Origin of the sequence: Paludibacterium flexuosum (genome assembly GCF_037076605.1) — a bacterium.
Lineage (GTDB): Bacteria > Pseudomonadota > Gammaproteobacteria > Burkholderiales > Chromobacteriaceae > Paludibacterium.
Window position 1 is genome coordinate 434,424 of the sequence record NZ_AP029060.1, and the last position, 22,651, is coordinate 457,074.

Annotated in this window: 19 protein-coding genes; 13 read left to right on the top strand and 6 right to left on the bottom strand. The window is 62.6% G+C overall.

Annotated elements, in window-relative coordinates; all coding sequences use genetic code 11:
• Window positions 1-70: 70 nt before the first annotated feature.
• From AACH39_RS02090 to AACH39_RS02100, 3 genes are all read right to left on the bottom strand, one after another.
• Entirely contained in the window at window positions 71-268 is a 198-nt protein-coding gene (locus AACH39_RS02090) for a hypothetical protein (RefSeq protein ID WP_215776235.1), read from the bottom strand.
• A 62-nt stretch (window positions 269-330) separates the two neighbouring features.
• Entirely contained in the window at window positions 331-3,168 is a 2,838-nt protein-coding gene (locus AACH39_RS02095) for a ribonucleoside-diphosphate reductase subunit alpha (RefSeq protein ID WP_338620789.1), read from the bottom strand.
• Between the two features lie 299 nt (window positions 3,169-3,467).
• A complete protein-coding gene (locus tag AACH39_RS02100; protein WP_215776230.1) occupies window positions 3,468-4,556 on the bottom strand; it encodes a methyl-accepting chemotaxis protein in 1,089 nt (362 codons plus the stop codon).
• A gap of 156 nt (window positions 4,557-4,712) precedes the next feature.
• On the opposite strand from AACH39_RS02100, the gene AACH39_RS02105 reads away from it, so the two are divergent.
• Window positions 4,713-5,306: an HD domain-containing protein gene (locus AACH39_RS02105; RefSeq protein ID WP_215776228.1), complete on the top strand. Its 594-nt coding sequence runs from the start codon at window positions 4,713-4,715 to the stop codon at window positions 5,304-5,306.
• Here AACH39_RS02105 and AACH39_RS02110 read toward each other — a convergent pair.
• The gene (locus AACH39_RS02110) at window positions 5,303-6,850 is read right to left on the bottom strand and encodes a sensor domain-containing diguanylate cyclase (protein WP_338620790.1); all 1,548 of its coding nucleotides are present in this window, start codon (window positions 6,848-6,850) and stop codon (window positions 5,303-5,305) included. The genes AACH39_RS02105 and AACH39_RS02110 overlap by 4 nt on opposite strands.
• A 147-nt stretch (window positions 6,851-6,997) precedes the next feature.
• Between AACH39_RS02110 and AACH39_RS02115 the strand changes: the two genes are divergently transcribed.
• The 7 genes from AACH39_RS02115 to AACH39_RS02145 are packed head-to-tail and all read left to right on the top strand — an operon-like array spanning window position 6,998 to window position 14,240.
• Window positions 6,998-7,639, top strand: a complete 642-nt coding sequence (locus AACH39_RS02115) for a TetR/AcrR family transcriptional regulator (protein WP_215776223.1) — start codon at window positions 6,998-7,000, stop codon at window positions 7,637-7,639.
• The gene (gene hlyD / locus AACH39_RS02120) at window positions 7,636-8,625 is read left to right on the top strand and encodes a secretion protein HlyD (RefSeq protein WP_215776221.1); all 990 of its coding nucleotides are present in this window, start codon (window positions 7,636-7,638) and stop codon (window positions 8,623-8,625) included. Before AACH39_RS02115 ends, hlyD begins: the two co-directional genes overlap by 4 nt.
• A gap of 1 nt (window position 8,626) precedes the next feature.
• Window positions 8,627-10,372, top strand: a complete 1,746-nt coding sequence (locus AACH39_RS02125; protein WP_338620791.1) for an ATP-binding cassette domain-containing protein — start codon at window positions 8,627-8,629, stop codon at window positions 10,370-10,372.
• Window positions 10,369-11,493: an ABC transporter permease gene (locus AACH39_RS02130; RefSeq protein WP_215776215.1), complete on the top strand. Its 1,125-nt coding sequence runs from the start codon at window positions 10,369-10,371 to the stop codon at window positions 11,491-11,493. Before AACH39_RS02125 ends, AACH39_RS02130 begins: the two co-directional genes overlap by 4 nt.
• 8 nt (window positions 11,494-11,501) lie before the next feature.
• Window positions 11,502-12,608 (top strand): ABC transporter permease, encoded by a 1,107-nt coding sequence (locus AACH39_RS02135; protein WP_338620792.1) that lies wholly within the window; start codon window positions 11,502-11,504, stop codon window positions 12,606-12,608.
• A gap of 13 nt (window positions 12,609-12,621) precedes the next feature.
• Window positions 12,622-14,025, top strand: coding sequence for an efflux transporter outer membrane subunit (locus AACH39_RS02140; RefSeq protein ID WP_338620793.1), 1,404 nt, complete (start codon window positions 12,622-12,624; stop codon window positions 14,023-14,025).
• A 14-nt stretch (window positions 14,026-14,039) separates the two neighbouring features.
• Window positions 14,040-14,240, top strand: coding sequence for a hypothetical protein (locus AACH39_RS02145; protein ID WP_215776208.1), 201 nt, complete (start codon window positions 14,040-14,042; stop codon window positions 14,238-14,240).
• Here AACH39_RS02145 and AACH39_RS02150 read toward each other — a convergent pair.
• Both AACH39_RS02150 and umuD read right to left on the bottom strand, forming a co-directional pair.
• Entirely contained in the window at window positions 14,216-15,511 is a 1,296-nt protein-coding gene (locus tag AACH39_RS02150) for a Y-family DNA polymerase (RefSeq protein WP_215776205.1), read from the bottom strand. The genes AACH39_RS02145 and AACH39_RS02150 overlap by 25 nt on opposite strands.
• On the bottom strand, window positions 15,493-16,077 hold the full coding sequence (umuD, locus tag AACH39_RS02155) for a translesion error-prone DNA polymerase V autoproteolytic subunit (RefSeq protein WP_215776203.1): 585 nt from the start codon (window positions 16,075-16,077) through the stop codon (window positions 15,493-15,495). Before umuD ends, AACH39_RS02150 begins: the two co-directional genes overlap by 19 nt.
• Window positions 16,078-16,368: 291 nt before the next feature.
• Between umuD and tig the strand changes: the two genes are divergently transcribed.
• From tig to AACH39_RS02180, 5 genes are all read left to right on the top strand, one after another.
• Window positions 16,369-17,676, top strand: coding sequence for a trigger factor (gene tig, locus AACH39_RS02160; RefSeq protein WP_338620794.1), 1,308 nt, complete (start codon window positions 16,369-16,371; stop codon window positions 17,674-17,676).
• A gap of 25 nt (window positions 17,677-17,701) precedes the next feature.
• Window positions 17,702-18,328 (top strand): ATP-dependent Clp endopeptidase proteolytic subunit ClpP, encoded by a 627-nt coding sequence (gene clpP, locus AACH39_RS02165; RefSeq protein ID WP_215776197.1) that lies wholly within the window; start codon window positions 17,702-17,704, stop codon window positions 18,326-18,328.
• Window positions 18,329-18,346: 18 nt separating this feature from the next.
• Entirely contained in the window at window positions 18,347-19,627 is a 1,281-nt protein-coding gene (clpX, locus tag AACH39_RS02170; RefSeq protein ID WP_215776195.1) for an ATP-dependent Clp protease ATP-binding subunit ClpX, read from the top strand.
• Between the two features lie 141 nt (window positions 19,628-19,768).
• Window positions 19,769-22,183, top strand: coding sequence for an endopeptidase La (lon, locus tag AACH39_RS02175; protein WP_215776193.1), 2,415 nt, complete (start codon window positions 19,769-19,771; stop codon window positions 22,181-22,183).
• 176 nt (window positions 22,184-22,359) lie between these two features.
• On the top strand, window positions 22,360-22,629 hold the full coding sequence (locus AACH39_RS02180) for an HU family DNA-binding protein (RefSeq protein WP_215776190.1): 270 nt from the start codon (window positions 22,360-22,362) through the stop codon (window positions 22,627-22,629).
• Window positions 22,630-22,651: the final 22 nt, after the last annotated feature.

Sequence of the window (22,651 nt, forward strand, 5' to 3'; positions counted from 1 at the left end):
AGGGTAGATCAGCCATCCCGGGAGGCGTCAGGCGCCCCGGGAGTGTCACTCGTGCGGGCCGAGGGTCAGCTCAGGCGTGGCTGTCGGCGTCTTCCGGCTCTTGTTGCCGGATGGCGTACAGCGGCACGCTGGCCTTGCCGAGAATCAGCATGCCGCCCTGCAGGGCGCGCGGCGCATCCGGGCCCGGCGCATCCAGGGTCAGGCGTACCGTGTTGTTGGTGACGCCGCGGGTCGCATTGCTGCATGCCATGTAAACGGAAGCGCTCATGCTGATTCCTTTTCTTGGGTTGGCCCGGGCGCCATCCGGCGCCCGGGAGGTGCTGGCCGGCCTTACTGGCAGGCTTCGCAATCGGGGTTGTCGATCGAGCAGAACTTGGCATCGGTCGCCGGCTCCGCCATGGCGGTGATCGCCGGGCTGATGCCGCCCGCAACCGGTACGGCATTGAGTTCGCCGCCGCGCCCGGTGGATTTCTCGCCGGACGACGCTGCCAGGGTGCGCAGGTAGTAGGTGGTCTTCAGACCGCGTACCCAGGCCAGGCGGTAGAGCTCATCCAGCTTCTTGCCGGAGGCGCCGGCCATGTACAGGTTGAGCGACTGCGCTTGGTCGATCCATTTCTGCCGGCGTGCCGCCGCCTCGACCAGCCACTTCGGGTCGATCTCGAACGCCGTGGCGTACAGTTCGCGCAGGGCGGCCGGCACACGATCGATGCGCCCCAGACTGCCATCGAAGTACTTGAGGTCGGAGACCATGACCTCGTCCCACAGACCATGGGCCTTGAGGTCACGTACCAGGTACTCGTTGGTGACGGTGAACTCGCCCGACAGATTGGATTTGACGAACAGGTTCTGGTAGGTCGGTTCGATCGAGGCCGAAACACCGATGATGTTGGCGATGGTGGCCGTCGGCGCGATGGCCAGGCAGTTGGAATTGCGCATGCCGAACTGCCGGATGCGGCTGCGCAGCGGTGACCAGTCGAGGGTTTCGCGCTGGTCCATCTCCAGATAGCCGCCACGCTGCTCCGCCAGCAGGCGGATGCTGTCCTGCGGCAGGATGCCGCGATCCCACAGGCTGCCGGTATAGCTCGGGTAGCGGCCGCGCTCTTCGGCCAGTTCGGTGGATGCCCAGTAGGCGTGATAGGCCACCAGCTCCATGGTGCGATCGGCGAACTCGACGGCCTCCTGGGAGGCGTAGGGTACACGCTTGATATGCAGGCAGTCCTGGAAGCCCATGATGCCCAGCCCGACCGGGCGATGCTTCAGGTTGGAGTTGGCTGCCTTCTGCACCGGGTAGAAGTTGATGTCGATCACGTTGTCCAGCATGCGCATGGCGATCGACACGGTGCGCTTGATCTTGTCGGCGTCCAGCTCGCCATCCTTCATGTGGCGTGCCAGGTTGACCGAGCCCAGGTTGCAGACGGCGATTTCCTCGTCATTGGTGTTGAGGGTGATCTCGGTGCACAGGTTGGAGCTGTGAACCACGCCCATGTGCTGCTGCGGACTGCGGATGTTGCACGGGTCCTTGAAGGTGATCCACGGATGGCCGGTTTCGAACAGCATGGTCAGCATCTTGCGCCACAGGCTCAGGGCCGGTACGCGCTTGAAGACCCTGATCAGCCCCTGATCGGCCAGTGCCTCGTACTCGCGGTAGCGTTTCTCGAAGGCCGTGCCCACCAGATCGTGCAGGTCGCTGCACTCGGACGGCGAGAACAGCGTCCAGTCGCCACCCTCGTGCACCCGCTTCATGAACAGGTCCGGGATCCAGTTGGCGGTATTCATGTCGTGGGTGCGGCGTCGGTCGTCACCGGTGTTCTTGCGCAGTTCGAGGAATTCCTCGATATCGGCGTGCCAGGTCTCCAGATAGGCGCAGACGGCGCCCTTGCGCTTGCCGCCCTGGTTGACGGCCACGGCGGTGTCGTTGACCACTTTGAGGAAGGGTACGACCCCCTGCGATTTGCCGTTGGTGCCCTTGATGTGCGAGCCCATGGCGCGCACCGGTGTCCAGTCATTGCCCAGGCCGCCGGCAAACTTGGACAGCAGGGCGTTTTCCTTGATGCCTTCGTAGATGCCGTCCAGATCGTCTGCCACCGTGGTCAGATAGCAGCTGGAGAGCTGGCTGCGGCGGGTGCCGGCGTTGAACAGCGTCGGGGTCGAGGACATGAAGTCGAAGCTGGACAGCACCTGGTAGAAGTCGATGGCACGAGCCTCGCGGTCCTGCTCGTTGAGCGCCAGGCCCATGGCGACGCGCATGAAGAAGGCCTGCGGCATTTCGATGCGGCGACCGTCGATGTGCAGGAAGTAGCGGTCGAACAGGGTTTGCAGACCGAGGTAGCCGAATTGCAGGTCGCGCTCGGCGTCCAGGGCGGCACCCAGTTTCTTCAGGTCGTATTCGGCCAGGCGTGCATCCAGCAGTTCCGCCTGGATGCCCTGGACGATGAAGCGGGCGAAGTAGTCGGGGTACAGGGCGGCCATGTCCTTCTGGGCCACGGTCTCGCCGATGACTTCCTCGCGGATGGTGCCCAGCAGCAGACGGGCGGTCACCAGGTCGTAGCAGGGGTCGCGCTCGATCAGCGAGCGGGCGGCCAGGATGGTCGACTTGGCCACCTCGTCCTCGCCGACGCCGTCATACAGGTTTTTCAGGGCTTCGCTCAGGATGGCCTCGGCATCGGCCTGCGGCTGTCCCTTGCAGGCGGCGCCGATGGTGGCGCGCAGGGCGGTCAGGTTGAGCGGCTGGCGCTGGCCGTGGCGGCCCACAACGCGAATTTCATGATGGTGCTCTTCGGGGCGGGCGGCGCGCTCGCGGGCGCGTTCCTCGCGGTACAGCACATAGGCGCGGGCCACGTCATGCTCGCCGGCGCGCATCAGCGACAGCTCGACCTGGTCCTGGATTTCCTCGATATGGATGGCGCCACCATCCGGCTTGCGGCGCATCAGCGCGCTGACCACGGCGTCGGTGTGCGCCGTGACCCGTTCGCGCAGGCTGGCGGAGCCGGCGGCATGTTGCCCGAGCACAGCCAGGAAGGCCTTGCTCATGGCCACGGAGATCTTGACGGGTTCGAACGGTACCACGGCGCCATTGCGGCGGATGGTTTGCCAGGCACTGTAGTCCTGGGGCGGGGCGGTCGGTGCGTGCGCCTCGGCGCCGGTGCCTTCATAGGGGGTCGATGACATGGTGTCCTCGTCGATTCAGATGGTTTCTGCTGTTGCGCTGATCCGAAGCGGCTTCGGGTCAGTGGCGCGGCTTGTTTGCAACACAAGATGTATTGTTATGTGCCTTGTGTGACGCAAATTCTAGTGGTCAGAAATGGCTGATTCAAGTCTTGACAGGCAGTATTTTTGAAAACTTTTCCCACAAGTCCTTGTGGCAAGGGTTTGCAGGGTGTCCAGATATGGTGGGGGGGTGAAGCGGGGTGTCGCAGGAATGAGACGAAAAGCGATACGGCCCCGCCGAGGCGGGGCCGCGTGAGGCATTACTTGCCGATGCGGGACTCGAAACTGTCGAGAATGTCGCCGACGCGGCTAGAGGCCTGTTCCATGGCGGCCAGGCCGCTGCGCACGGCCGGGAAGTCCTGGCGGGCAAAGGCCTCCACCACCGCGCGGCCATATTCATGCACCTGGGCGTGTGGTTGTTCCAGATCCTTGTAGCGCGGGTGGTTGCGGTATTCGCTGGCGCCGCGCCCCTGGGTGTACCACTGGCCGAGACGGCACTGAGTGTGATCGCCTACCTGATCGGCGGTCAGGTTGTGCAGGCCGAGCAGGGCCTTGTAGATGCCAAGCTTGAACACCAGGTGGTCGAATTTGACGGTTTCGATGAAGCTGCTGTGGGCGCTGTTGCCAATGGTGTTGGCCATTTCCTCGGCGTTGTCCGCCAGCTGGCGGATTTCCTGCGAGGTCTTCTGGGCCTCTGTCAGGAAGTGGGCGGCGTTTTCTGCCGAGGCGTTCACCTGATCCTTGGTGCTCTTGGAGGCGTTTTCAATGCCCTCGACCAGGGTGGCGATCTCGCCGGTAGCCTGGGCGGTGCGTTCGGCCAGCTTGCGCACTTCATCGGCCACGACGGCAAAGCCGCGGCCCTGTTCACCGGCGCGCGCGGCTTCAATGGCGGCGTTCAGCGCCAGCAGATTGGTCTGGTCGGCAATTTCGCGAATCAGTTTGACGAAGCCGACGATCTCGCCGCTCTTCTGTGCCAGCACATCCATGGAGCCGGCGGTGGTCTGCTGGTGCTGGGTCACCTGGCTGAAGGCCGAGAGCATGGCCTCAATGGCCTGGCGGACATGGCTCAGCTGCGTCAGGGACTCGCTGGCGATGTGATATTCGTTGTCGAGGGTGTTGGCCAGGTTGGCCACTGAATTGCGCAGCACCTCGGTGGCATGCAGCGACTGGTCGAAGGCGCCGACATAGCTGTCTCGGCGTGCGCTGAAGAAATTCAGGTCTTTTTGCAGGGCGGCGATCTCGGCGCTCTTGTCGCTGGCTGCCAGTTGTTGCTGCAGGGTGTGTTTCTCGTCTTCCAGTTCGCGGATACGCGCTTGCAATGCTTCGATTTGCCGTCCCTTGCCAAACATGCCGAATTCCTTTTTATGTTGTTGTCCGACGATATCGCGGGTCTCGCGGGGGCTTCATTATCTTGAAACACCCTGTCGATTGAAAGGACATTTTTAACAGCAAATCAATTTGAATATGCCTGTGTGTTAACATATTTTTTTGCCAGTGAGACGAACATGCAACAAATCATTGATTTCATTCTCGAGCTGGACAAACTCAAGGGGGTGACGCGCAAAACTCGCCCGCTGGGTCTGGCCCGCTATGAAAACTCTGCCGAACACAGCTGGCAGATCGCCCTGCTGGCCTGGTCGCTGGCCGATTACGCCCCGCAGCCAGTGAACATGGATCATGTGATCAAGCTGTTGCTGGTGCACGATATCGGCGAGATCGATACCGGCGACACCATTGTTTATGCCGAAGGGGGCTGGGAGGAGCGTAAGGCCGAGGAACTGAAGGCGGTGCGCCGCATTTTCGGTCTGCTGCCTGCCGGGCGCGGCGCGGAAATGCTGGCGCTGTGGCAGGAGTTCGAGGCGGCGCAAACCGCCGAGGCGCGTTTCGCCAATGCGGCCGACCGCGCCATGCCCTGTCTGCTCAATCTGGCCAACCATGGCCAGAGCTGGCGTGAAAACGGCATTCGCTACCAGCAAGTCATCGCGCGTTTGCAGCCGCCGATCAGTGAAGGTTGCCCGGCCCTGTGGCAGTACATGCAGCAGAAGCTCGAGGCTGCGCGCGAGCAGGGCTGGTTTGCGGATAGTCGCCAAGCGCTTTAGAAAACTTGCGGGGCGCTCATGTTGAGCTTGGCCTGATACATCGCACTGTCGGCGTCCTGCAGCAACTTTTCGGCTGACTCGGACTGGCTGTCAAACAGCCGGATGCCGATGCTGGCCGAGGCCCGATACTCAATTTCTCCCAGGCGGTAATCGCGATGGATCGTCTGGTGGATCACCCTGGCCATGTCGCGTGCGACGGCCAGCGCCTCGGCGGCGTCCTGCCCCAGGTCTTCCAGCATCACCACGAATTCATCTCCGCCCAGGCGGGCGACCGTGTCGCTCTTGCGTACCGTCTGGCTCAGGCTTTCCGCCAGCGCAATCAGCAGGCGGTCGCCTGCGCCATGGCCGTGGCGGTCATTTAATTGCTTGAATTTGTCCAGATCAATGAACAGCAGTGCGGCATGGTTGCCATTGCGTTCGCTGTTGCGTTGCGCCTGCTGGATACGGTCCATCAGCAGCCGGCGATTGGGCAGCATGGTCAGGGGGTCATGGAAGGCCATCTGGCGCAGCTGGTCTTCCAGTCGCTTGCGTTCGGTCAGATCGTTGAACTGTAGCAACAGGTGGTGGACACCCCGGATGCTCGAGGGGTGGATGCGGCAGTCAATCCAGATGTCGTGGCCGGCGGCGGTGACGCTGTGGACTTCGCAGCGGCTGCTTTCCCGATGGGTGAGGGCCTGGTTGCAGGCAGCAAACAGGCCGGACTCGCGCCAGCGGTGCAGGTGACGGAAGTTTTGCTGCAGCAGGGTTTCCCGCGGGGTTTCCAGCAACTGGCAGTAGGCATCGTTCACCAGGACGCACTGACCATCGGCGCGGTATACCGCCGTGGCCAGCGGGGAGTTGGCCAGGATTTCCCGATTGAAACCCAGGGTTTCGACCACCCGGTCATGCATGCGGGAGGTGATCACCAGAATGATGGTCAGCGACATCCAGATATTGAACAGCAGGGCATAAAAGCCCGGTGCGGCAATCGCCAGGCTGGAGGTGTGGGCATAGTCGGGCGAAACGTTGGCTGAGGGGGCACTCCAGGCGCGGATCAGGAACATGATGGCGCCGATCAGTTGCAACACGATGGTCAGGCGCAACCACCCCGACAGCTGATGGTCGTGATGCCGGCTGATGGTCCAGGCAAAGCTGACATACCAGATGGCCATTAACAGTGAGACCAGAACCAGCCGGATGGTGAGAGAGGGATCGACATTGGTGTACCACCAGCAGGGCGCGGCAATCAGTGCCGCGGCCAGGGCCGGGAGCCAGGGCTCCAGGGGGCGGCGCGGCCGGCCGATGAGGCGGCGCAGGGCCAGCAATATCCAGGCATAGCCTGCGGCGAATAGCCCATTGCCCAGTGGAATTGACCAGGGCGAAGTCGCTGGCGTCCGCATGGCCAGCTCGATGGCACCCAGACCGAGAAAGAGCACGGCCAGTCCCCAGTCACGCAAGCTGGGCTCTTCCGGGATTTGTCGCCAGGCGCCAAAGGCGCAGGCAGCAAAGGCGAAATGGGTAACAACGCCGATGACGGCGAGGGTGGGGATATCGAGAGCCAGCAAGGGTTGTCCGTCTGTGTTGAACTAATGCCTGATGAATATTCTAGCTTCAAAGCATGACATAAGCTTTTCGATTATGTAATCACTGGGGCGGAATATCGTCATGATAAATGCACTTGTCAAATTTATACGTGTGTATAAAATGAAGGCATGAAAGTCAATCCACGTACCCAAACGACCCGGCAGCTGCTGCTGTCGACCGGAATGCAACTGGTGTGTGAAGGCGGGCTGCGTTCGCTGACCGTGCGTGGTCTGGCGCAGCGTGCCGGCGTCAATCCCGGTAGCTTTGTCTATCACTTCGGCAGCCGCGAAGCCTTTCTGTCCGAGTTGATCGAGTCCTGGTATCAGCCCTTGTTCGCCGGTTTGCAACTGCGCCAGGCCGAGGCGGCGTCCGCCCTGGTGCGATTGCGCAGCATGGTTTTGCAATTGCTGGATTTCCTGATCGCCCAGCGGGTGTTTGTCACGCATCTGCTGCAGGACGTGGCAGCCGGGGAGCCGGCCGCGGTGGCCTTTGTGCGTTCCATGGGGCAGCGTCATCCCTTGCTGTTGCTGGCCGCGGTGCGCGAGGCACAGGCGGACGGGGAGCTGGTGTCGGCTGATCCCTGGCAGCAGATGCTGTTCATCATGGCCTCGCTGGCCGCGCCGGTGATGCTGGCGCAGATGGTAAGCGGGCTGGCGGCACTGCCGGCCGACTGGGTCAGCATGGAACAACAGTTGGCGCTGGATCGCCAGGCGATTGTCCAGCGTCTGGATTGGGCGCTGAAAGGCTTGCGTCCGGAGGGGGAGCGATGAGCGTGATCAACAAGCGGGTCCTGGTGCTGGCGGGGGCGCTGCTGCTGGTGGGGCTGGGGTGGGCATGGTGGGCGGCCAGCCGTGCCCCGGCGCCGCTGGTGCTGTATGGCAATGTCGATATCCGCCAGGTCAGCCTGGGGTTCAGAGTGGGCGGGCGCTTGCAGTCGCTGGCCTTTGATGAGGGAGACCGGGTGCCGCCGGGGGCGGTGCTGGCCTATCTCGATCCGGAGCCCTATCAGCATGCCCTGAACCAGGCCGAGGCGGCGGTGGCGGCCCAGCAGGCGCGAGTGGATCAGATGAAGGCCGGGTATCGTCCTGAAGAGGTCGCGCAGGCCCAGGCGCAGGTGGTGCAGCGGCAGGCTGCACTGCAGGATGCGGAGGCGGCCCTGGTCCGCCAGAACGCGCTGCGCGGTACCGGGGCCACGGCGGCACACAGCTATGACGATGCGCTGGCCGCCCGCGATCAGGCGCGGGCCTTGCTGGCGGCGGCCGAGGCACAGGCGCAGCAGTATCGTCGCGGCTATCGCAAGGAGGATCGTGAGGCGGCGCTGGCCCAGCTGCAGCAGGCGCAGGCGGCGCTGGCCAGTGCCCGTCTGCAACTGAACGATACCCGGCTCAAGGCGCCTCAGGGTGGTGTGGTGCTCACCCGGGCGGCCGAGCCGGGTACGATCCTGGCGCCCGGGGCGATTTTGTTCACCCTGTCCTTGAACAGCCCGGTCTGGGTGCGTGCCTATGTGGCAGAACCGGATCTCGGTCGGGTGGCGCCCGGTACGGCGGTCTATGTCTATACCGATGGCCGGCCAGACAAGCCCTATCAGGGGGTGGTGGGGTCGGTGTCGCCCAGCGCCGAGTTTACGCCGAAGAATGTCGAAACCCCGGATTTGCGCACCGGTCTGGTGTATCGCCTGCGGGTGGTGGTGAGTGATGCCGATAGTGGCCTGCGCCAGGGCATGCCGGTCACGGTCCGTCTGGCCAGGGCGCCCTGAGATGACGGCCCTGATTGTCGCGGAGGGGCTGGAAAAGCGCTTTGCCGGGCAGGCAGAGCCGGCGGTGCAGGCGCTGACCACCCGGGTCCGTGCGGGCGTGATCACCGGGCTGGTGGGGCCGGATGGTGCCGGCAAGACGACGCTGATGCGCCTGTTTGCCGGCCTGCTGGCGGCCACGGCAGGTACCCTGCGGGTGGCGGGGCTGGACCCGCTGCATCAGGCGGCGGATTTACATCGCCTTGTGGGTTATATGCCGCAGAAATTCGGCCTGTATGAAGACCTGACGGTGCTGGAAAACCTGACCCTGTATGCCGATTTGCGCGATGTCACCGGGGTGGTGCGGGCGCAGACCTTCGAGCGTCTGCTGGCCTTTACCGATCTGGCGCGCTTTACCGATCGGCCTGCCGGCAAGTTGTCCGGCGGCATGAAGCAGAAACTGGGGCTGGCCTGTGCCTTGCTGGGGCAGCCGAAGATCCTGCTGCTGGATGAGCCCAGTGTCGGTGTTGACCCGATTTCGCGGCGGGAACTGTGGCGCATGGTCAATGCGCTGGCCGACGATGGCATGGCCGTGGTGTGGAGTACCTCCTATCTGGATGAGGCCGAGCTGTGTCATGAGGTGCGGCTGATGAACCGGGGTCGGGTCGCTTATGACGGTACGCCGGGTGAGCTGGCGCAGCGCATGGCCGGGCGCAGTCTGCAGGTGCGCGATATCACCGGCAACCGGCGGCAGGTGCTGGCGCGGGCCTTGCGTGACCCGGCGGTCATTGACGGGGTGATTCAGGGGCAGCAGGTGCGGCTGGTTCTGCGCACGGCCGGGGTGTTGCCGGATCTGGCGGTCATGCAGGCCGGGCCGGCGGCGCGGCTGGTCGAGGTGGCGCCGCGGCTGGAGGATGCCTTTATCGATTTGCTCGGCGGCGGGCCGGGCGGTGAGTCGGTGCTGGCGCGGGTGATGCCGGCATGTCGTCTGCCGTCCGGCGTGGCCGAAGACGCGGTGATCGAGGCGTGTGCGCTGACGCGACGCTTCGGTGATTTTATCGCGACCGACCAGGTCAGTTTCAAAGTGGCTCGGGGTGAGATTTTCGGTTTGCTTGGCCCCAATGGCGCCGGCAAGTCGACCACGTTCAAGATGATGTGTGGCCTGCTGACGCCCTCGGACGGCCTGGCTCGGGTCATGGGCATGGATTTGCAGCGCAGTGCCAGTCAGGCGCGGCAGCGTCTGGGCTATATGGCGCAGAAGTTTTCGCTCTACGGCAAATTGTCGGTAGCGGCCAATTTGCGTTTCTTCTCCGGTGTCTACGGTCTGCGCGGGGCGGAGCAGCGGCGCAAGATCGACGACATGGTGCAGGTATTCGCCCTGGGACCCTATCTGGACAGTGTGCCGAATGACCTGCCTCTGGGGTTTCGCCAGCGTCTGGCGCTGGCCTGTGCCCTGATGCATGAGCCGGCCATCCTGTTTCTCGACGAACCCACTTCCGGGGTCGATCCGGTGACGCGGCGCGAGTTCTGGACGCATATCAATGGCCTGGTGGACAAGGGGGTGACGGTGATGGTGACCACGCACTTCATGGATGAGGCCGAATACTGTGATCGCATCGGTCTGGTGTATCGCGGGCGGATGATTGCCGCCGGCTCGCCGGACGAACTGAAGGCGCTGGTGGTATCGCCGGCCATGCCGGAGCCGACCATGGAGGATGCCTTCATTCAGCTGGTGGCCGACAGCGATGCGGCGCGTGAGGCGGCGCCATGAGTGCTTTCTCCTGGCGTCGGCTGGCCGCCCTGTGCCGCAAGGAAAGCTTTCAGATCGTGCGCGATCCCAGCAGCGTGCTGATCGCCTTTATCCTGCCGGTTTTGTTGCTGTTCATCTTTGGCTTCGGGGTCAGTCTCGATGCCAGCCGGATGCGGATCGGGATTGTCAGCGAATCGCCCAGTGCCGAGGCGCAGGCTTTTGCCGATGCCCTGTACGGCTCGCCGTTCATTGAAGCGGTGCACGGGCATTCGCGTGTCGAGATGATCGAGTGGCTGCGGGCCGGCCGGGTACGTGGTGTGGTGGTGCTGGCGCCGGACTTTGCGCGTCGGCTGGTGGCTGGGCGCACGGCGCCGGTCGAGTTGCTGACCGACGGCGCCGAGCCGAATACCGCGCATTTCGTTGCCAGCTACGTACAGGGGGTGTGGCAGGTCTGGCAGCAGCAGCGGGCCGAAGCCCGCGGACAGCATGCCGCGCCGATGATCGAGCTGGTGCCACGCTACTGGTTCAATCCGTCTACCGTCAGCCGCAACTATCTGGTGCCGGGCTCGATTGCGGTGATCATGACCATCATCGGTGCCTTGCTGACCTCGCTGGTGGTGGCGCGCGAGTGGGAGCGCGGCACCATGGAAGCGCTGTTGTCCACGCCGGTCAGCAAGACCGAACTGCTGTTGTCGAAAATCCTGCCTTATTTCCTGCTCGGGCTGCTGTCCATGCTGATCTGTCTGGCCGTGACGGTCTGGGTGCTGGCAGTGCCGTTCAATGGTTCGCTGTGGGTGCTGCTGCTGGTGACCAGCCTGTTCCTCGGCAGTGCGCTGGGGTTGGGGCTGCTGATCTCGACCCTGACGCGCAATCAGTTCAATGCAGCGCAGGCAGCCCTGAATGCCGCGTTCCTGCCGGCGACCATGTTGTCCGGTTTTGCCTTCGAAATTGCCAGCATGCCGGCACCGGTGCGGGCGGTGACCTATCTGATTCCGGCGCGCTATTTTGTCAGCGCCTTGCAGACGCTGTTTCAGGCCGGTCAGGTCTGGCCGGTGCTGTGGCGCCAGATGGCTTTCCTGCTGGTGTCCGCCCTGTTCTGGCTCGGGCTGACCGCGTGGAAAACCGCGCGGCGGCTGGATTAGGAGCAATAATGGGCTATCGTCTGTGGACCTTGATTCTGAAAGAGTTGCAAAGCTTGTTGCGAGACCGGCAGGGGCGGTTGCTGCTGATTATGCCGGTGCTGGTGCAGGTGCTGGTGTTTCCGTTTTCTTCCACGCTGGAGGTCAGGAACAGTACGCTGGCGGTGTTCAATCAGGATTCTGGGGCGGCTTCGGTGGAGCTGTTGCAGCGTCTGGCCAGCACCGAGGCGTTCCCCCGTGTGCTGATGGTGCATGGTGAGGCAGAGTTGCAGCGGGCCATTGATGAGCAGCAGGCCTTGCTGGCGATTCGTTTCCCGCAAGATTTCTCGCGCCGGCTGGCACGAGGCCAGCCCGCCTCGCTGCAGGCCATCATCGACGGGCGGCGTTCCAATGCGGCGCAGATTGCCTTCGGTTATGCCCAGACGGTGGTGAATGGTTATGTGGCCGATCGCCTGGCCGAGCAGGGGCAGGAGGCGCCTTCGACCGTGATGGTGCAGAACCTGTACAACCCCAATCTTGAGTACCGCTGGTTTGTGCTGCCCAGTCTGGTGGCGATCATCACCACCATCGGCGCGCTGATTGTCACGGCCTTGTCGCTGGCGCGCGAGCGCGAAGAGGGGACCTTCGAGCAATTGCTGGTTTCGCCGCTCACCCCGGGGCTGATCATGGTTGGCAAGGCGGTGCCGGCACTGATTGTCTCGACCTTGCAGGGCAGTATCATTGCCGCTGCGGCCGTGTGGGCCTATGGGGTGCCGTTTACCGGCGCGCTGTGGCTGTTTTTCTTTGCCATTGTCTGTTACGGCCTGTCCCTGGTGGGGTTCGGCCTGCTGATTTCTTCGGTGTGTGCCACACAGCAGCAAGCTTTCCTCGGGGTGTTCAGCTTCACCGTGCCTGCCGTGGTGTTGTCCGGCTATCTGGCACCGGTCGAAAACATGCCCTGGCCGCTGCGCTATCTCAGTTTCATTGATCCGTTGCGGCATTTCATCGTGATCGTCAAAGGTCTGTTCCTGAAGCAGTTCGAGTGGGCGCAGGTCTGGCCGAGTCTTTGGCCATTGTGGTTGATTGCCGTGCTGACGCTGAGTGCCGCTTATGCGGTGTTCCGGCGCCGGGTGGCCTGACAGGGGGGCAAGCATGAGGTCGGGATGGCTGTGTGGGGTGGTCTGTCTGCTGGCAGGCTGTGCGGTCGGGCCGGATTATCAGGTACCGCGCAGCGAGGTGCCGGCGCACTTTGCCGTGGCGGGCACGGTGTTGAACGAGCATCTGCCTCAGGCGGACTGGTGGTTGGCCTTTGCGGATCCGACACTGAATGCGCTGGTCGGGCAGGCCTTGCAGCAAAACCTGGATCTGCAGGCGGCCTGGGCGCGGGTGCGGCAGGCCGAGGCATTGCGCGGGGTGGCTGGCGGCGCTGCGTGGCCTCAGGTGAATGCCCAGGCGCAGCAGACGCGTGATCACCTCAGTACCCGCGGCGAGCAGTTTGCCAATATCCCTTTCCCCAATCCGCAAAATCAGTTTACGGATACGCGTGTCGGCCTGTCGGCCTCGTGGGAGCTGGACTTGTTCGGTTATCGCGCGCGTTCGCTGGAAGCCGCGACGGCGCGGGCCGGCAGCGCTGTCGAGGTGGCACGTGCCACGGCACTGGCAACGGCGGCCAGTGTCACGCGCAGTTATCTGGATTTGCGCGCTTTGCAGCAGCGGGGGCAGGTGGCGCAGCGCCGTCTCTGGCTGGCCGAGGAGAGTCTGCGTCTGGTGCGGCTGCAGCAGCAGGCCGGGCTGGTCGGCTTGCAGGAGGTCAATCAGGCTGAGGTGGCGGCGCGTCAGGCGGCGGCGGCCTTGCCGCCGTTACAGGCCGGTGTGCGTACGGATCTGGATGCGCTGGCCGTGCTGTGCGGGCAGACGCCGCGTGCGCTGGACGAGCTGCTGGCGGACGCGGCACCGCTGCCGGCGCAGCCGGCGGTGGTGGGGGTTGGTCTGCCGTCGGACTTGCTGCAGCGCCGGCCGGATGTGCGGCGGGCCGAGCGTGATCTGGCCGCGGCCAGTGCCGAGGTCGGGGTGGCGACGGCCGCGCAGTATCCGCGTTTTTCGCTGGTGGGGTCGCTGGGCGTGGATGCCATCCATCAGGGGCAGTTGACGGATCAGGCCGCGCGTTATTGGAGCGTGGGACCGAGTCTTGCGCTGCCCTTGTTTGCCGGTGGGGCGCTGAGTCAGCAGCTCAGGGCGCAGCAGGCGGCCTATGAGGCCGCGCTGGCGAATTACCGGCAGGTGGTCCTGCAGGCGCTGGCGGATACGGAGAGTGCGCTGATGCGCTATGACCGCGAACTGGCGCGGTCGCAGCAACTCGATGCTGCGCGCCGGGCGGCGGCCGGCACGCTGGCGCTGACGCAGCGACGGGTGGCGGTGGGCGAGGCGGCCGAGCTGGAGGCGCTGCAGGCCGAGAGTGCCTGGCAGCAGGCCAGCGATGCCTGGTTGCAATCGCAGTCGGCCAGCCTGCAGGCACTGGTGGGCTTGTATCAATCGCTTGGCGGTGATGTGCGCTGAGGTGGCTGGCCGGCATGCTGGAGGGCTGCTGTCAGCGCACGCTGGCGGCTTGTCAGGATGCGGATTATGTCGGAGCGCTGGCCGGGCTACAGTGCCTGTGTCTGTTTTGCCCTGACAAGCCGAAGGTGTTGATGGTGCAGGGCCGTGTGTTGCAATCGTTGTCGGCGCCGGTGCCGCCGGGGCGGGAGCCTCAGGGGCCGACCAGTGGCAGTTGATCCCAGCGTGTGGTGTAGCAGGGCGAACGCTGGTTCTGGCGCATGTGCCAGTCGGTGCTCAGGCCTTCCGCTGCCAGCCGCAGGGTGCCGTGGCCGTGGCGGCGGTTGATCTGGTCGATGGTTTGCATCAGTTGTTGTCGGCGCGGGTCGGGGCTGGCGGCAAACAGATCGTATTGCAGCCGGGTGGCCGGGCGGATTTCCAGCAGCATGACGCCGGCTTTCTGGTAGGCATAGCCGGGCAGATAGATGGTTTGCAGTGCCTGCCGGGCGACGCTGGCCAGCAGCAGGGTGTCATCGCTGGCTTGCGGCAGGGGCAGGCAGCAATAGTTGTGGTATTGCGGCAGATCCTGGCGGTGCGGGTTGGTGCGCAGACTGACGCCGATCAGGGCGGCCACACTGCGCTGGGCTCGCAGTTTCTCGCTGGCGCGGCTGACATGGTGGGCAATACTGGCGCGCAGTGTGTCCAGGTCGCTGGTCAGTTGGGCAAAGGAGCGGCTGGAGAGGATCTGTTGCTTGTCGCTGATCTGTTCCAGTTCGAGCGAGGGGATGCCGGCCAGCTCCAGTGCGATGCGCTCGACGATGACGCCGAAGCGTTGTCGCAGCCAGTGTGGGTCGCGCTCGCGCAGGGCCTGCGGGTGAGGGATGCCGTGGCGGATCAGTTGCTCGGCCAGGCGGCGGCCGATGCCCCAGATATCCGACAGGGCCGTCTGGCTGAGCAGCCGGGCGGCGCCGCCCTCGTCCAGCCAGCCCCAGTCGAAGACGCCACGGTAGCTGCGCTGTTGTTTGGCCAGGTGGTTGGCCAGCTTGGCCAGGGTCTTGCTCGGACCGATACCGACGGCGCAGGGAATGCCGACGCGGCGCCAGACGGCCTGGCGGATGGCCTGGCCGTGTTGCTGGCTGTCGAGCTGGCCGGCAAAGCGCAGAAAGCACTCATCGATGCTGTAGATTTCCTGTTCGTCGCCGAATTCGCCGATGACCTGCATCATGCGGCGGCTCATGTCGCCATACAGGGCGTAGTTGGAGCTGAAAACCGCCACGCCATGGCGGCGCAGCAAGGGACGCAGCTGGTGGTAGGGGGCCGCCATCGGCAGGGCCAGCGCCTTGGCTTCGCGCGAGCGGGCGACGATGCAGCCATCGTTGTTCGACAGGACCACGATGGGCCGTCCGCGCAGGTCTGGACGGAATACCCGTTCGCAGCTGCAGTAGAAACTGTTGCCGTCAACCAGGGCAAAGCGCGGGCGCAGGGCAGGGTTCAGAATTTCTTCACGCATGCGGTGACAACGCCCCAGATGGTCAGGTCCTGGCCATCACGCAGGGTGATCGGCGCGTAGGCCGGGTTCTCCGGCAACAGGGCTACTTGTTCGTCGCGCCGGTGCAGGCGTTTGACGGTGAATTCGCCATCGATGACGGCCAGCACGATTTGGTCGTGCTGCGCGTGGCGCCCCTTTTCCACCACCAGGATGTCGCCTTCGGCAATGCCGGCGCCGATCATGGAGTCGCCCTTGACGCGCACCATGAAGGTCGCCGGCGCGTCCTGGATCAGGTATTGGTTGAGGTCGAGCGTGCTTTCCAGGTAGTCGTCAGCCGGGGAAGGGAAGCCGGCAGGGACGCGGCTGCCGTAGAGCGGCAGGGGGACGATTTCGGTTTGTGGCGCCGGGCGCCAGCTCTGGATGTGGCGCAGGGCGCGGCGCGTGGCCAGCAGGTCGAGCACGGCTTGTTTGTCGGCACGCGGGATGCGCAGCTGGGTCTGTGCCTCGCCGGCGTCGCAGCGGCCGCTGCCGCGTGGCCGGCCAGCGCCGCGACGAGCGCCGCCGTGTGAGGGGTCGGCTGATTTCATCGGGGTGAATGCTTGCAAAATTGATATTTTGATTATTGCAGCAAAATTCAAGAATGGCCAATTTTTATGGGTAAAAATAGCCATCTGGTTATGGAGAATGCGTGTTCGGGTTGCAGGCTGCTTTCCTGCCGTCAGCCATGGTATACTGCGCGTTTTCGTGGTAGCTGCCGCAATCGCTTGTGGCTGGCGAGATTTGAGCGCAATGCCCGGCCCGGGGACGTGTCGATGCCGTCCGCGCCCGTGCGGGCTTGTGTCTCGGTTGACTAAACTCGTACACAGTTAGGATTTGACATGCAAGTACAGTTGGAAACGTTGGGCAGCCTCGAGCGCCGTATGAATATCGCGCTGCCGATGGATGCCATCGACGCGCAAGTGACCGAGCGCCTGAAGCGTGCGGCACGCAACGCCAAGATCCAGGGCTTCCGTCCGGGCAAGGCACCGATGAAGATCGTGGAAATGAACTACGGTCCGCAAATTCGTGAAGAAGTGCTGGGCGAACAGGTTCAGCAAGGCTTCTACCGCGCCGTGACCGAGCAGAAGCTGCGTGTTGCCGGCTATCCGCGTTTCGAGCCGCAGCTGGATCAGTCCGAAGCCGGCAGCTTCAAGTTTGCCGCTACCTTCGAAATCTATCCGGAAGTGACGCTGGGTGATCTGGCCGGCAAGGAAATCGAAAAGCCGGTCACCGAAGTGACCGAAGCCGAAATCGACAAGACCATCGACATTCTGCGCAAGCAGCGTACCCGCTACGTGCGTGTCGAGCGCGCCGCCCAGGATGGTGACCGCGTGATCATCGACTTCAAGGGTTCGATCGACGGCGTCCTGTTCGATGGCGGCTCGTCGGAAAACTTCCCGTTCGTGCTGGGTCAGGGCCAGATGCTGGCTGACTTCGAAAACGGCGTGCGCGGCATGAAGGAAGGCGAAGTCAAGACCGTTGAAGTGGTCTTCCCTGAGGACTATCACGGCAAGGATGTGGCCGGCAAGACCGCCTCGTTCGAACTGACCCTGAAGAATGTGGCTGCGGCCGAACTGCCGGAAGTGGATGGCGAGTTCGCCAAGCTGCTGGGTGTGGCAGACGGTGATGTGGCCAAAATGCGCGACGAGATCAAGAAGAACGTCGAACGCGAAGTGAAGCGCCGCCTGACCGCCCGCACCAAGGAAAACGTCATGCAGGCTCTGCTGGACGTGACCCCGGTCGAGCTGCCGAAGTCGCTGGTAGCCCTGGAAGTCGGCCGTCTGCAGGACAAGGCCCGCCAGGATCTGGAAGCCCGCGGCATGAAGGTCAAGGATCTGCCGTTCCCGGCCGAAATGTTCGAAGACCAGGCCAAGCGCCGTGTCTCGCTGGGTCTGATCATTTCCGAACTGGTGGAAGCCAACAAGCTGGAAGCCAAGCCGGAACAGGTCAAGGCGCTGGTGGCCGAATTTGCCGAAAGCTACGAAGATCCGGAAGAAGTGATCAACTGGTATTTCGCCAGCCCGGAACGTCTGGATGGCCCCACTTCGATGGTGATTGAAGACAATGTGGTTGAATTTGTCCTCGGTCGTGCCAATGTTGTGGAGAAGGCGCTGGCGTTCGATGAGCTGATGGGCAGCCAAGCCTGATAAACCAATAACCGGAGATGGCCGAATGATGTCGATGATGGAACCGAAGGGGTTGGGCCTGGTGCCCATGGTTGTTGAGCAGAGTGGTCGTGGCGAGCGTGCCTACGATATCTACTCGCGCCTGCTGAAGGAACGCATTGTGTTCCTGGTGGGTCCGGTTACCGACGAGTCGGCCAATCTGGTTGTGGCACAGATGCTGTTCCTCGAATCGGAAAACCCGGACAAGGACATCTTCCTGTATATCAACTCGCCGGGCGGCTCGATTACCGCCGGTATGTCGATTTACGACACGATGAATTTCATCAAGCCGGATGTTTCGACCCTGTGTATCGGCCAGGCGGCCAGCATGGGGGCGTTCCTGCTGGCGGCAGGGGCCAAGGACAAGCGCTTTGCCCTGCCCAACAGCCGGGTGATGATTCACCAGCCGCTGATCGGCGGCCTGAGCGGTCAGGCCACGGATATCGAGATCCATGCGCGCGAACTCATGAAAGTGAAGGCGCGGATGAACGAGCTGCTGGCCAAGCATTCCGGCCAGACAGTCGACAAGGTGCAACACGATACCGAGCGGGACAACTTCATGTCGGCCGACGAGGCGCAGGCCTATGGTCTGATCGACAAGGTGTTGTCGTCGCGTCGTGAGGCCAAGGTTTAACCGTACGGACACGCTTAGATGGCTGACAAGAATAGCAACGAAAAACTGCTGTATTGCTCTTTCTGCGGAAAGAGTCAGCATGAGGTCCAGCGGCTGATCGCCGGGCCGCAGGTTTTTATCTGCAATGAGTGCGTCGAGCTGTGCAACGACATCATCCGCGAAGAGCTGACCCAGGGCACCCATGAGGGTGCCGTGGCCGGCGAAGAGCGCAAGCTGCCGGTGCCACAGGAAATCCGCGAAAGCCTGGATCAGTACATCATCGGGCAGGACCTGGCCAAGAAGACGTTGTCGGTGGCGGTGTACAACCACTACAAGCGGCTCTACACCCAGACGGCCAACAGCGAGGATGTCGAGCTGTCCAAGAGCAATATCCTGCTGATCGGGCCGACCGGCTCGGGCAAGACCTTGCTGGCACAGTCGCTGGCGCGCCTGCTGGATGTGCCGTTCGTGATTGCCGATGCGACCACGCTGACCGAAGCCGGTTATGTGGGCGAGGATGTCGAGCACATCATCCAGAAGTTGCTGCAGAAGTGCGACTATGATGTGGAGAAGGCGCAGCGCGGCATTGTCTACATCGACGAGATCGACAAGATTTCCCGCAAGTCGGAAAACCCGTCGATTACCCGTGATGTGTCCGGTGAGGGTGTGCAGCAGGCCCTGCTCAAGCTGATCGAGGGCACCGTGGCCTCGATTCCGCCGCAGGGTGGCCGCAAGCATCCGAACCAGGAGTTCATCCAGGTCGATACCACCAACATTCTGTTCATTTGCGGTGGCGCGTTCGATGGTCTGGAAAAGATCATCCGCCGTCGTTCGGAAAAGGGCGGGATTGGTTTTGGTGCCGAGCTGAAGTCGACCGACGACGAGCGCAATGTGTCGACCCTGTTCAAGGAAGTCGAGCCGGAAGACCTGATCAAGTTCGGTCTGATTCCCGAACTGATTGGTCGCCTGCCGGTGGCGGCCACGCTGGAAGAGCTGGATGAGGAAGCGCTGGTCACGATTCTGACCATGCCCAAGAACGCTCTGGTCAAGCAGTACCAGAAGCTGTTCTCGATGGAAGGTGTGGAGCTGGAGGTGCGTCCGTCGGCGTTGCGGGTGACCGCCAAGCAGGCGCTGGCGCGCAAGACCGGTGCCCGTGGTCTGCGCTCGATTCTGGAGCGCGCATTGCTCGATACCATGTATGACCTGCCTTCGATGACGGATGTCGAAAAGGTGGTGGTGGACGAGAAAGTCATCGAGAAGGGCGAGAAGCCGTTGTTCATCTATCGCGAAGCGGGTGATGACAAGGCGCAGTCGGCCTGATCGACCTGACCTCCGTAAAAACCGCCCCTCGGGCGGTTTTTTTATTTGAAGCGTCGGAAAACTGTTTTAGTATGGGGTGGTTGATATTTGGTTGCACTGCCCCATCTTTCCTGCAAGATAGTCAGAACAAGGTCTGGTGATATGTCACAAGCCACAGAATTACTGGAAGACACCGTATTGCCCCTGTTGCCATTGCGCGATGTGGTGGTCTCTCCGCATATGGTCATCCCCTTGTTTGTAGGTCGCAGCAAGTCGATCTGCGCCCTGGAAACCGCCATGGACGAAGGCAAGCAGATCCTGCTGGTCGCGCAGCGTTCTGCTTCCAAGGATGAGCCTTCGCCGGAAGATCTCTACAGCGTCGGCACGATTGCCACCGTGCTGCAGATGCTCAAGCTGCCGGATGGTACCGTCAAGGTGCTGGTCGAGGGGCGGCAGCGCGCCCGCATCAAGGATGTGCGCGAAGAGGGCGGCTGCTTCGTCTGCATGGTGATGCCGCTGCCGCTGGAGGATGACGACGGCACCGAAACCGAGGCCATGCGCCGTGCGCTGCTGGCCCAGTTCGAACAGTACGTCAAACTGAACAAAAAGATTCCGCCGGAGATTCTGTCTTCGCTGGCCGGTATCGAAAAGGCCGGTCGTCTGGCCGATACCATCGTGGCCCACCTGCCGCTCAAGCTGGAGCAGAAGCAGGAAGTGCTGGAGATGTTCGATGTCAAGGCGCGGCTCGAGCACCTGCTCGCCCAGCTGGAGAGCGAGATCGACATTCTGCAGGTCGAACGCCGCATCCGTGGCCGCGTCAAGCGCCAGATGGAGAAGAGCCAGCGTGAGTATTATCTGAATGAGCAGGTCAAGGCCATCCAGAAAGAGCTCGGCGAGATGGACGAGGCCGGCGACTTCGAGGAGCTGGAAAAGAAGATCCGTACCGCCGGCATGACCAAGGAAGCGCGCGAAAAGGCGATGTCCGAGCTGAAGAAGCTCAGCATGATGTCGCCGATGTCGGCCGAGGCGACCGTGGTGCGCAACTATATCGACACCCTGCTGGATCTGCCCTGGAAGAAAAAGAGCAAGATCAACAAGGATGTGGCCAATGCCGAGGCGGTGCTGGAAGAGGATCACTTCGGCCTGGACAAGGTCAAGGAGCGCATCCTGGAGTATCTGTCGGTGCAGCAGCGTGTCGACAAGCTCAAGGCGCCGATTCTGTGTCTGGTCGGACCGCCCGGGGTGGGCAAGACCTCGCTGGGGCAGTCGCTGGCGCGTGCGACCGGCCGCAAATTCGTGCGCATGGCGCTGGGCGGTGTGCATGACGAGTCGGAAATCCGCGGTCACCGCCGTACCTATATCGGCTCGATGCCGGGTAAGGTGCTGCAGAACATGACCAAGGTCGGCGTCAAAAACCCGTTGTTCCTGCTGGACGAAGTGGACAAGCTGGGTGCCGACTTCCGTGGTGATCCGGCCTCGGCGCTGCTCGAAGTGCTGGATCCGGAACAGAATCACTCGTTTGTCGACCACTACGCCGAGGTTGAGTACGACCTGTCCGATGTGATGTTCGTGGCGACGGCCAACTCGCTGAATATTCCGCCGGCGCTGCTGGACCGGATGGAAATCATTCGTCTGGCCGGCTACACCGAAGACGAGAAGGTCAATATTGCCCAGCGCTATCTGGTACCCAAGCAGGTGAAGGCCAATGGTGTGCAGGAAGGCGAGCTGGTGCTGCAGGAGTCGGCGCTGCGAGATATTGTGCGCTATTACACCCGCGAGGCGGGGGTGCGCAGCCTGGACCGCGAGGTGGCCCGCATTTGCCGCAAGGTGGTGACGGGGCATCTGCTGAAGAAGGGCGGCTCGGGCAAGGTGACGGTCAATGCCAAGAACCTCGAGAAGTATCTGGGGGTGCGGCGTTTCGACTTCGGTGTGGCCGAAGAGGAAAATCGCGTCGGTCAGGTCACCGGCCTGGCCTGGACCGAGGTGGGTGGCGAACTGTTGACCATCGAGGCGGTGGCCTTGCCGGGCAAGGGTAATATCATCCGCACCGGGCAGCTGGGCGAAGTGATGCAGGAGTCGATTACCGCCGCCATGAGCGTGGTGCGCAGCCGTGCCGCCAGCCTGGGCATCAAGCGTGACTTCTACGAAAAGCTGGACATGCACATTCACGTGCCCGAGGGGGCAACCCCCAAGGACGGTCCGAGTGCCGGCGGGGCCATGACTACCGCCATCGTCTCGGTGCTGACCGGTATTCCGGTCCGTTCGGATGTGGCCATGACCGGCGAGATCACCCTGCGTGGCGAAGTGTTGCCGATTGGTGGTCTGAAGGAGAAGCTGCTGGCTGCATTGCGGGGGGGGATCAAGCATGTGCTGATCCCGCAGGGAAACGTCAAGGACTTGGCCGAAATCCCTGCTAACATCAAAAGTAAGCTCGAAATCCATCCGGTCAAATGGATTGATGAAGTGCTGACGCTGGCGCTCGAACGGCAACCCGAGCCGCTGACGGAGGAGGAAAAGGCCGAAGAAGTGCTTTCTACGGGCGATTCCGGTAAAAGTGTGTCGGTTATGACGCATTAAAAAACAGGTGTTTAGCAAATCCTTGTGAAAGCATGTAGAAAAGGGCTTCCTTCGCGTTGTGCTAAATGGCAGAATGCTCCGAAAGCCGCTTGACACAAGGATTTGCGCCTTGTTATAAAGCAAACGGTTTTTATCCAACTACCTACGTAGACCGAGAATGACGAAAGGGGACTTACGTGAACAAGTCTGAATTGATTGATGCTATCGCCGCTCAAGCTGACATTTCGAAAGCTGCGGCTGCCAAGGCGCTCGACGGCATGATTGCTTCCGTGACCGACGCCCTGAAGAAGGGTGACACCGTAACGCTGGTTGGTTTCGGTACTTTCTATGTTGGCGAACGCGCTGCTCGCAGCGGTCGCAACCCGAAGACCGGCGAAACCATCAAGATCGCTGCTGCTCGCTCCCCGAAGTTCCGTGCTGGCAAGGCACTGAAAGACGCGCTATAATCTGACCCCTTACACAAGGGCG

What these genes read in the sequence shown, in the direction of transcription:
- AACH39_RS02090 (WP_215776235.1), bottom strand. Translation starts at nt 268, where the DNA reads ATGAGCGCTTCCGTTTACATGGCATGCAGCAATGCGACCCGCGGCGTC.
- AACH39_RS02095 (WP_338620789.1), bottom strand. Translation starts at nt 3,168, where the DNA reads ATGTCATCGACCCCCTATGAAGGCACCGGCGCCGAGGCGCACGCACCG.
- AACH39_RS02100 (WP_215776230.1), bottom strand. Translation starts at nt 4,556, where the DNA reads ATGTTTGGCAAGGGACGGCAAATCGAAGCATTGCAAGCGCGTATCCGC.
- AACH39_RS02105 (WP_215776228.1), top strand. Translation starts at nt 4,713, where the DNA reads ATGCAACAAATCATTGATTTCATTCTCGAGCTGGACAAACTCAAGGGG.
- AACH39_RS02115 (WP_215776223.1), top strand. Translation starts at nt 6,998, where the DNA reads ATGAAAGTCAATCCACGTACCCAAACGACCCGGCAGCTGCTGCTGTCG.
- hlyD (WP_215776221.1), top strand. Translation starts at nt 7,636, where the DNA reads ATGAGCGTGATCAACAAGCGGGTCCTGGTGCTGGCGGGGGCGCTGCTG.
- AACH39_RS02125 (WP_338620791.1), top strand. Translation starts at nt 8,627, where the DNA reads ATGACGGCCCTGATTGTCGCGGAGGGGCTGGAAAAGCGCTTTGCCGGG.
- AACH39_RS02130 (WP_215776215.1), top strand. Translation starts at nt 10,369, where the DNA reads ATGAGTGCTTTCTCCTGGCGTCGGCTGGCCGCCCTGTGCCGCAAGGAA.
- AACH39_RS02135 (WP_338620792.1), top strand. Translation starts at nt 11,502, where the DNA reads ATGGGCTATCGTCTGTGGACCTTGATTCTGAAAGAGTTGCAAAGCTTG.
- AACH39_RS02140 (WP_338620793.1), top strand. Translation starts at nt 12,622, where the DNA reads ATGAGGTCGGGATGGCTGTGTGGGGTGGTCTGTCTGCTGGCAGGCTGT.
- AACH39_RS02145 (WP_215776208.1), top strand. Translation starts at nt 14,040, where the DNA reads ATGCTGGAGGGCTGCTGTCAGCGCACGCTGGCGGCTTGTCAGGATGCG.
- AACH39_RS02150 (WP_215776205.1), bottom strand. Translation starts at nt 15,511, where the DNA reads ATGCGTGAAGAAATTCTGAACCCTGCCCTGCGCCCGCGCTTTGCCCTG.
- umuD (WP_215776203.1), bottom strand. Translation starts at nt 16,077, where the DNA reads ATGAAATCAGCCGACCCCTCACACGGCGGCGCTCGTCGCGGCGCTGGC.
- tig (WP_338620794.1), top strand. Translation starts at nt 16,369, where the DNA reads ATGCAAGTACAGTTGGAAACGTTGGGCAGCCTCGAGCGCCGTATGAAT.
- clpP (WP_215776197.1), top strand. Translation starts at nt 17,702, where the DNA reads ATGATGTCGATGATGGAACCGAAGGGGTTGGGCCTGGTGCCCATGGTT.
- clpX (WP_215776195.1), top strand. Translation starts at nt 18,347, where the DNA reads ATGGCTGACAAGAATAGCAACGAAAAACTGCTGTATTGCTCTTTCTGC.
- lon (WP_215776193.1), top strand. Translation starts at nt 19,769, where the DNA reads ATGTCACAAGCCACAGAATTACTGGAAGACACCGTATTGCCCCTGTTG.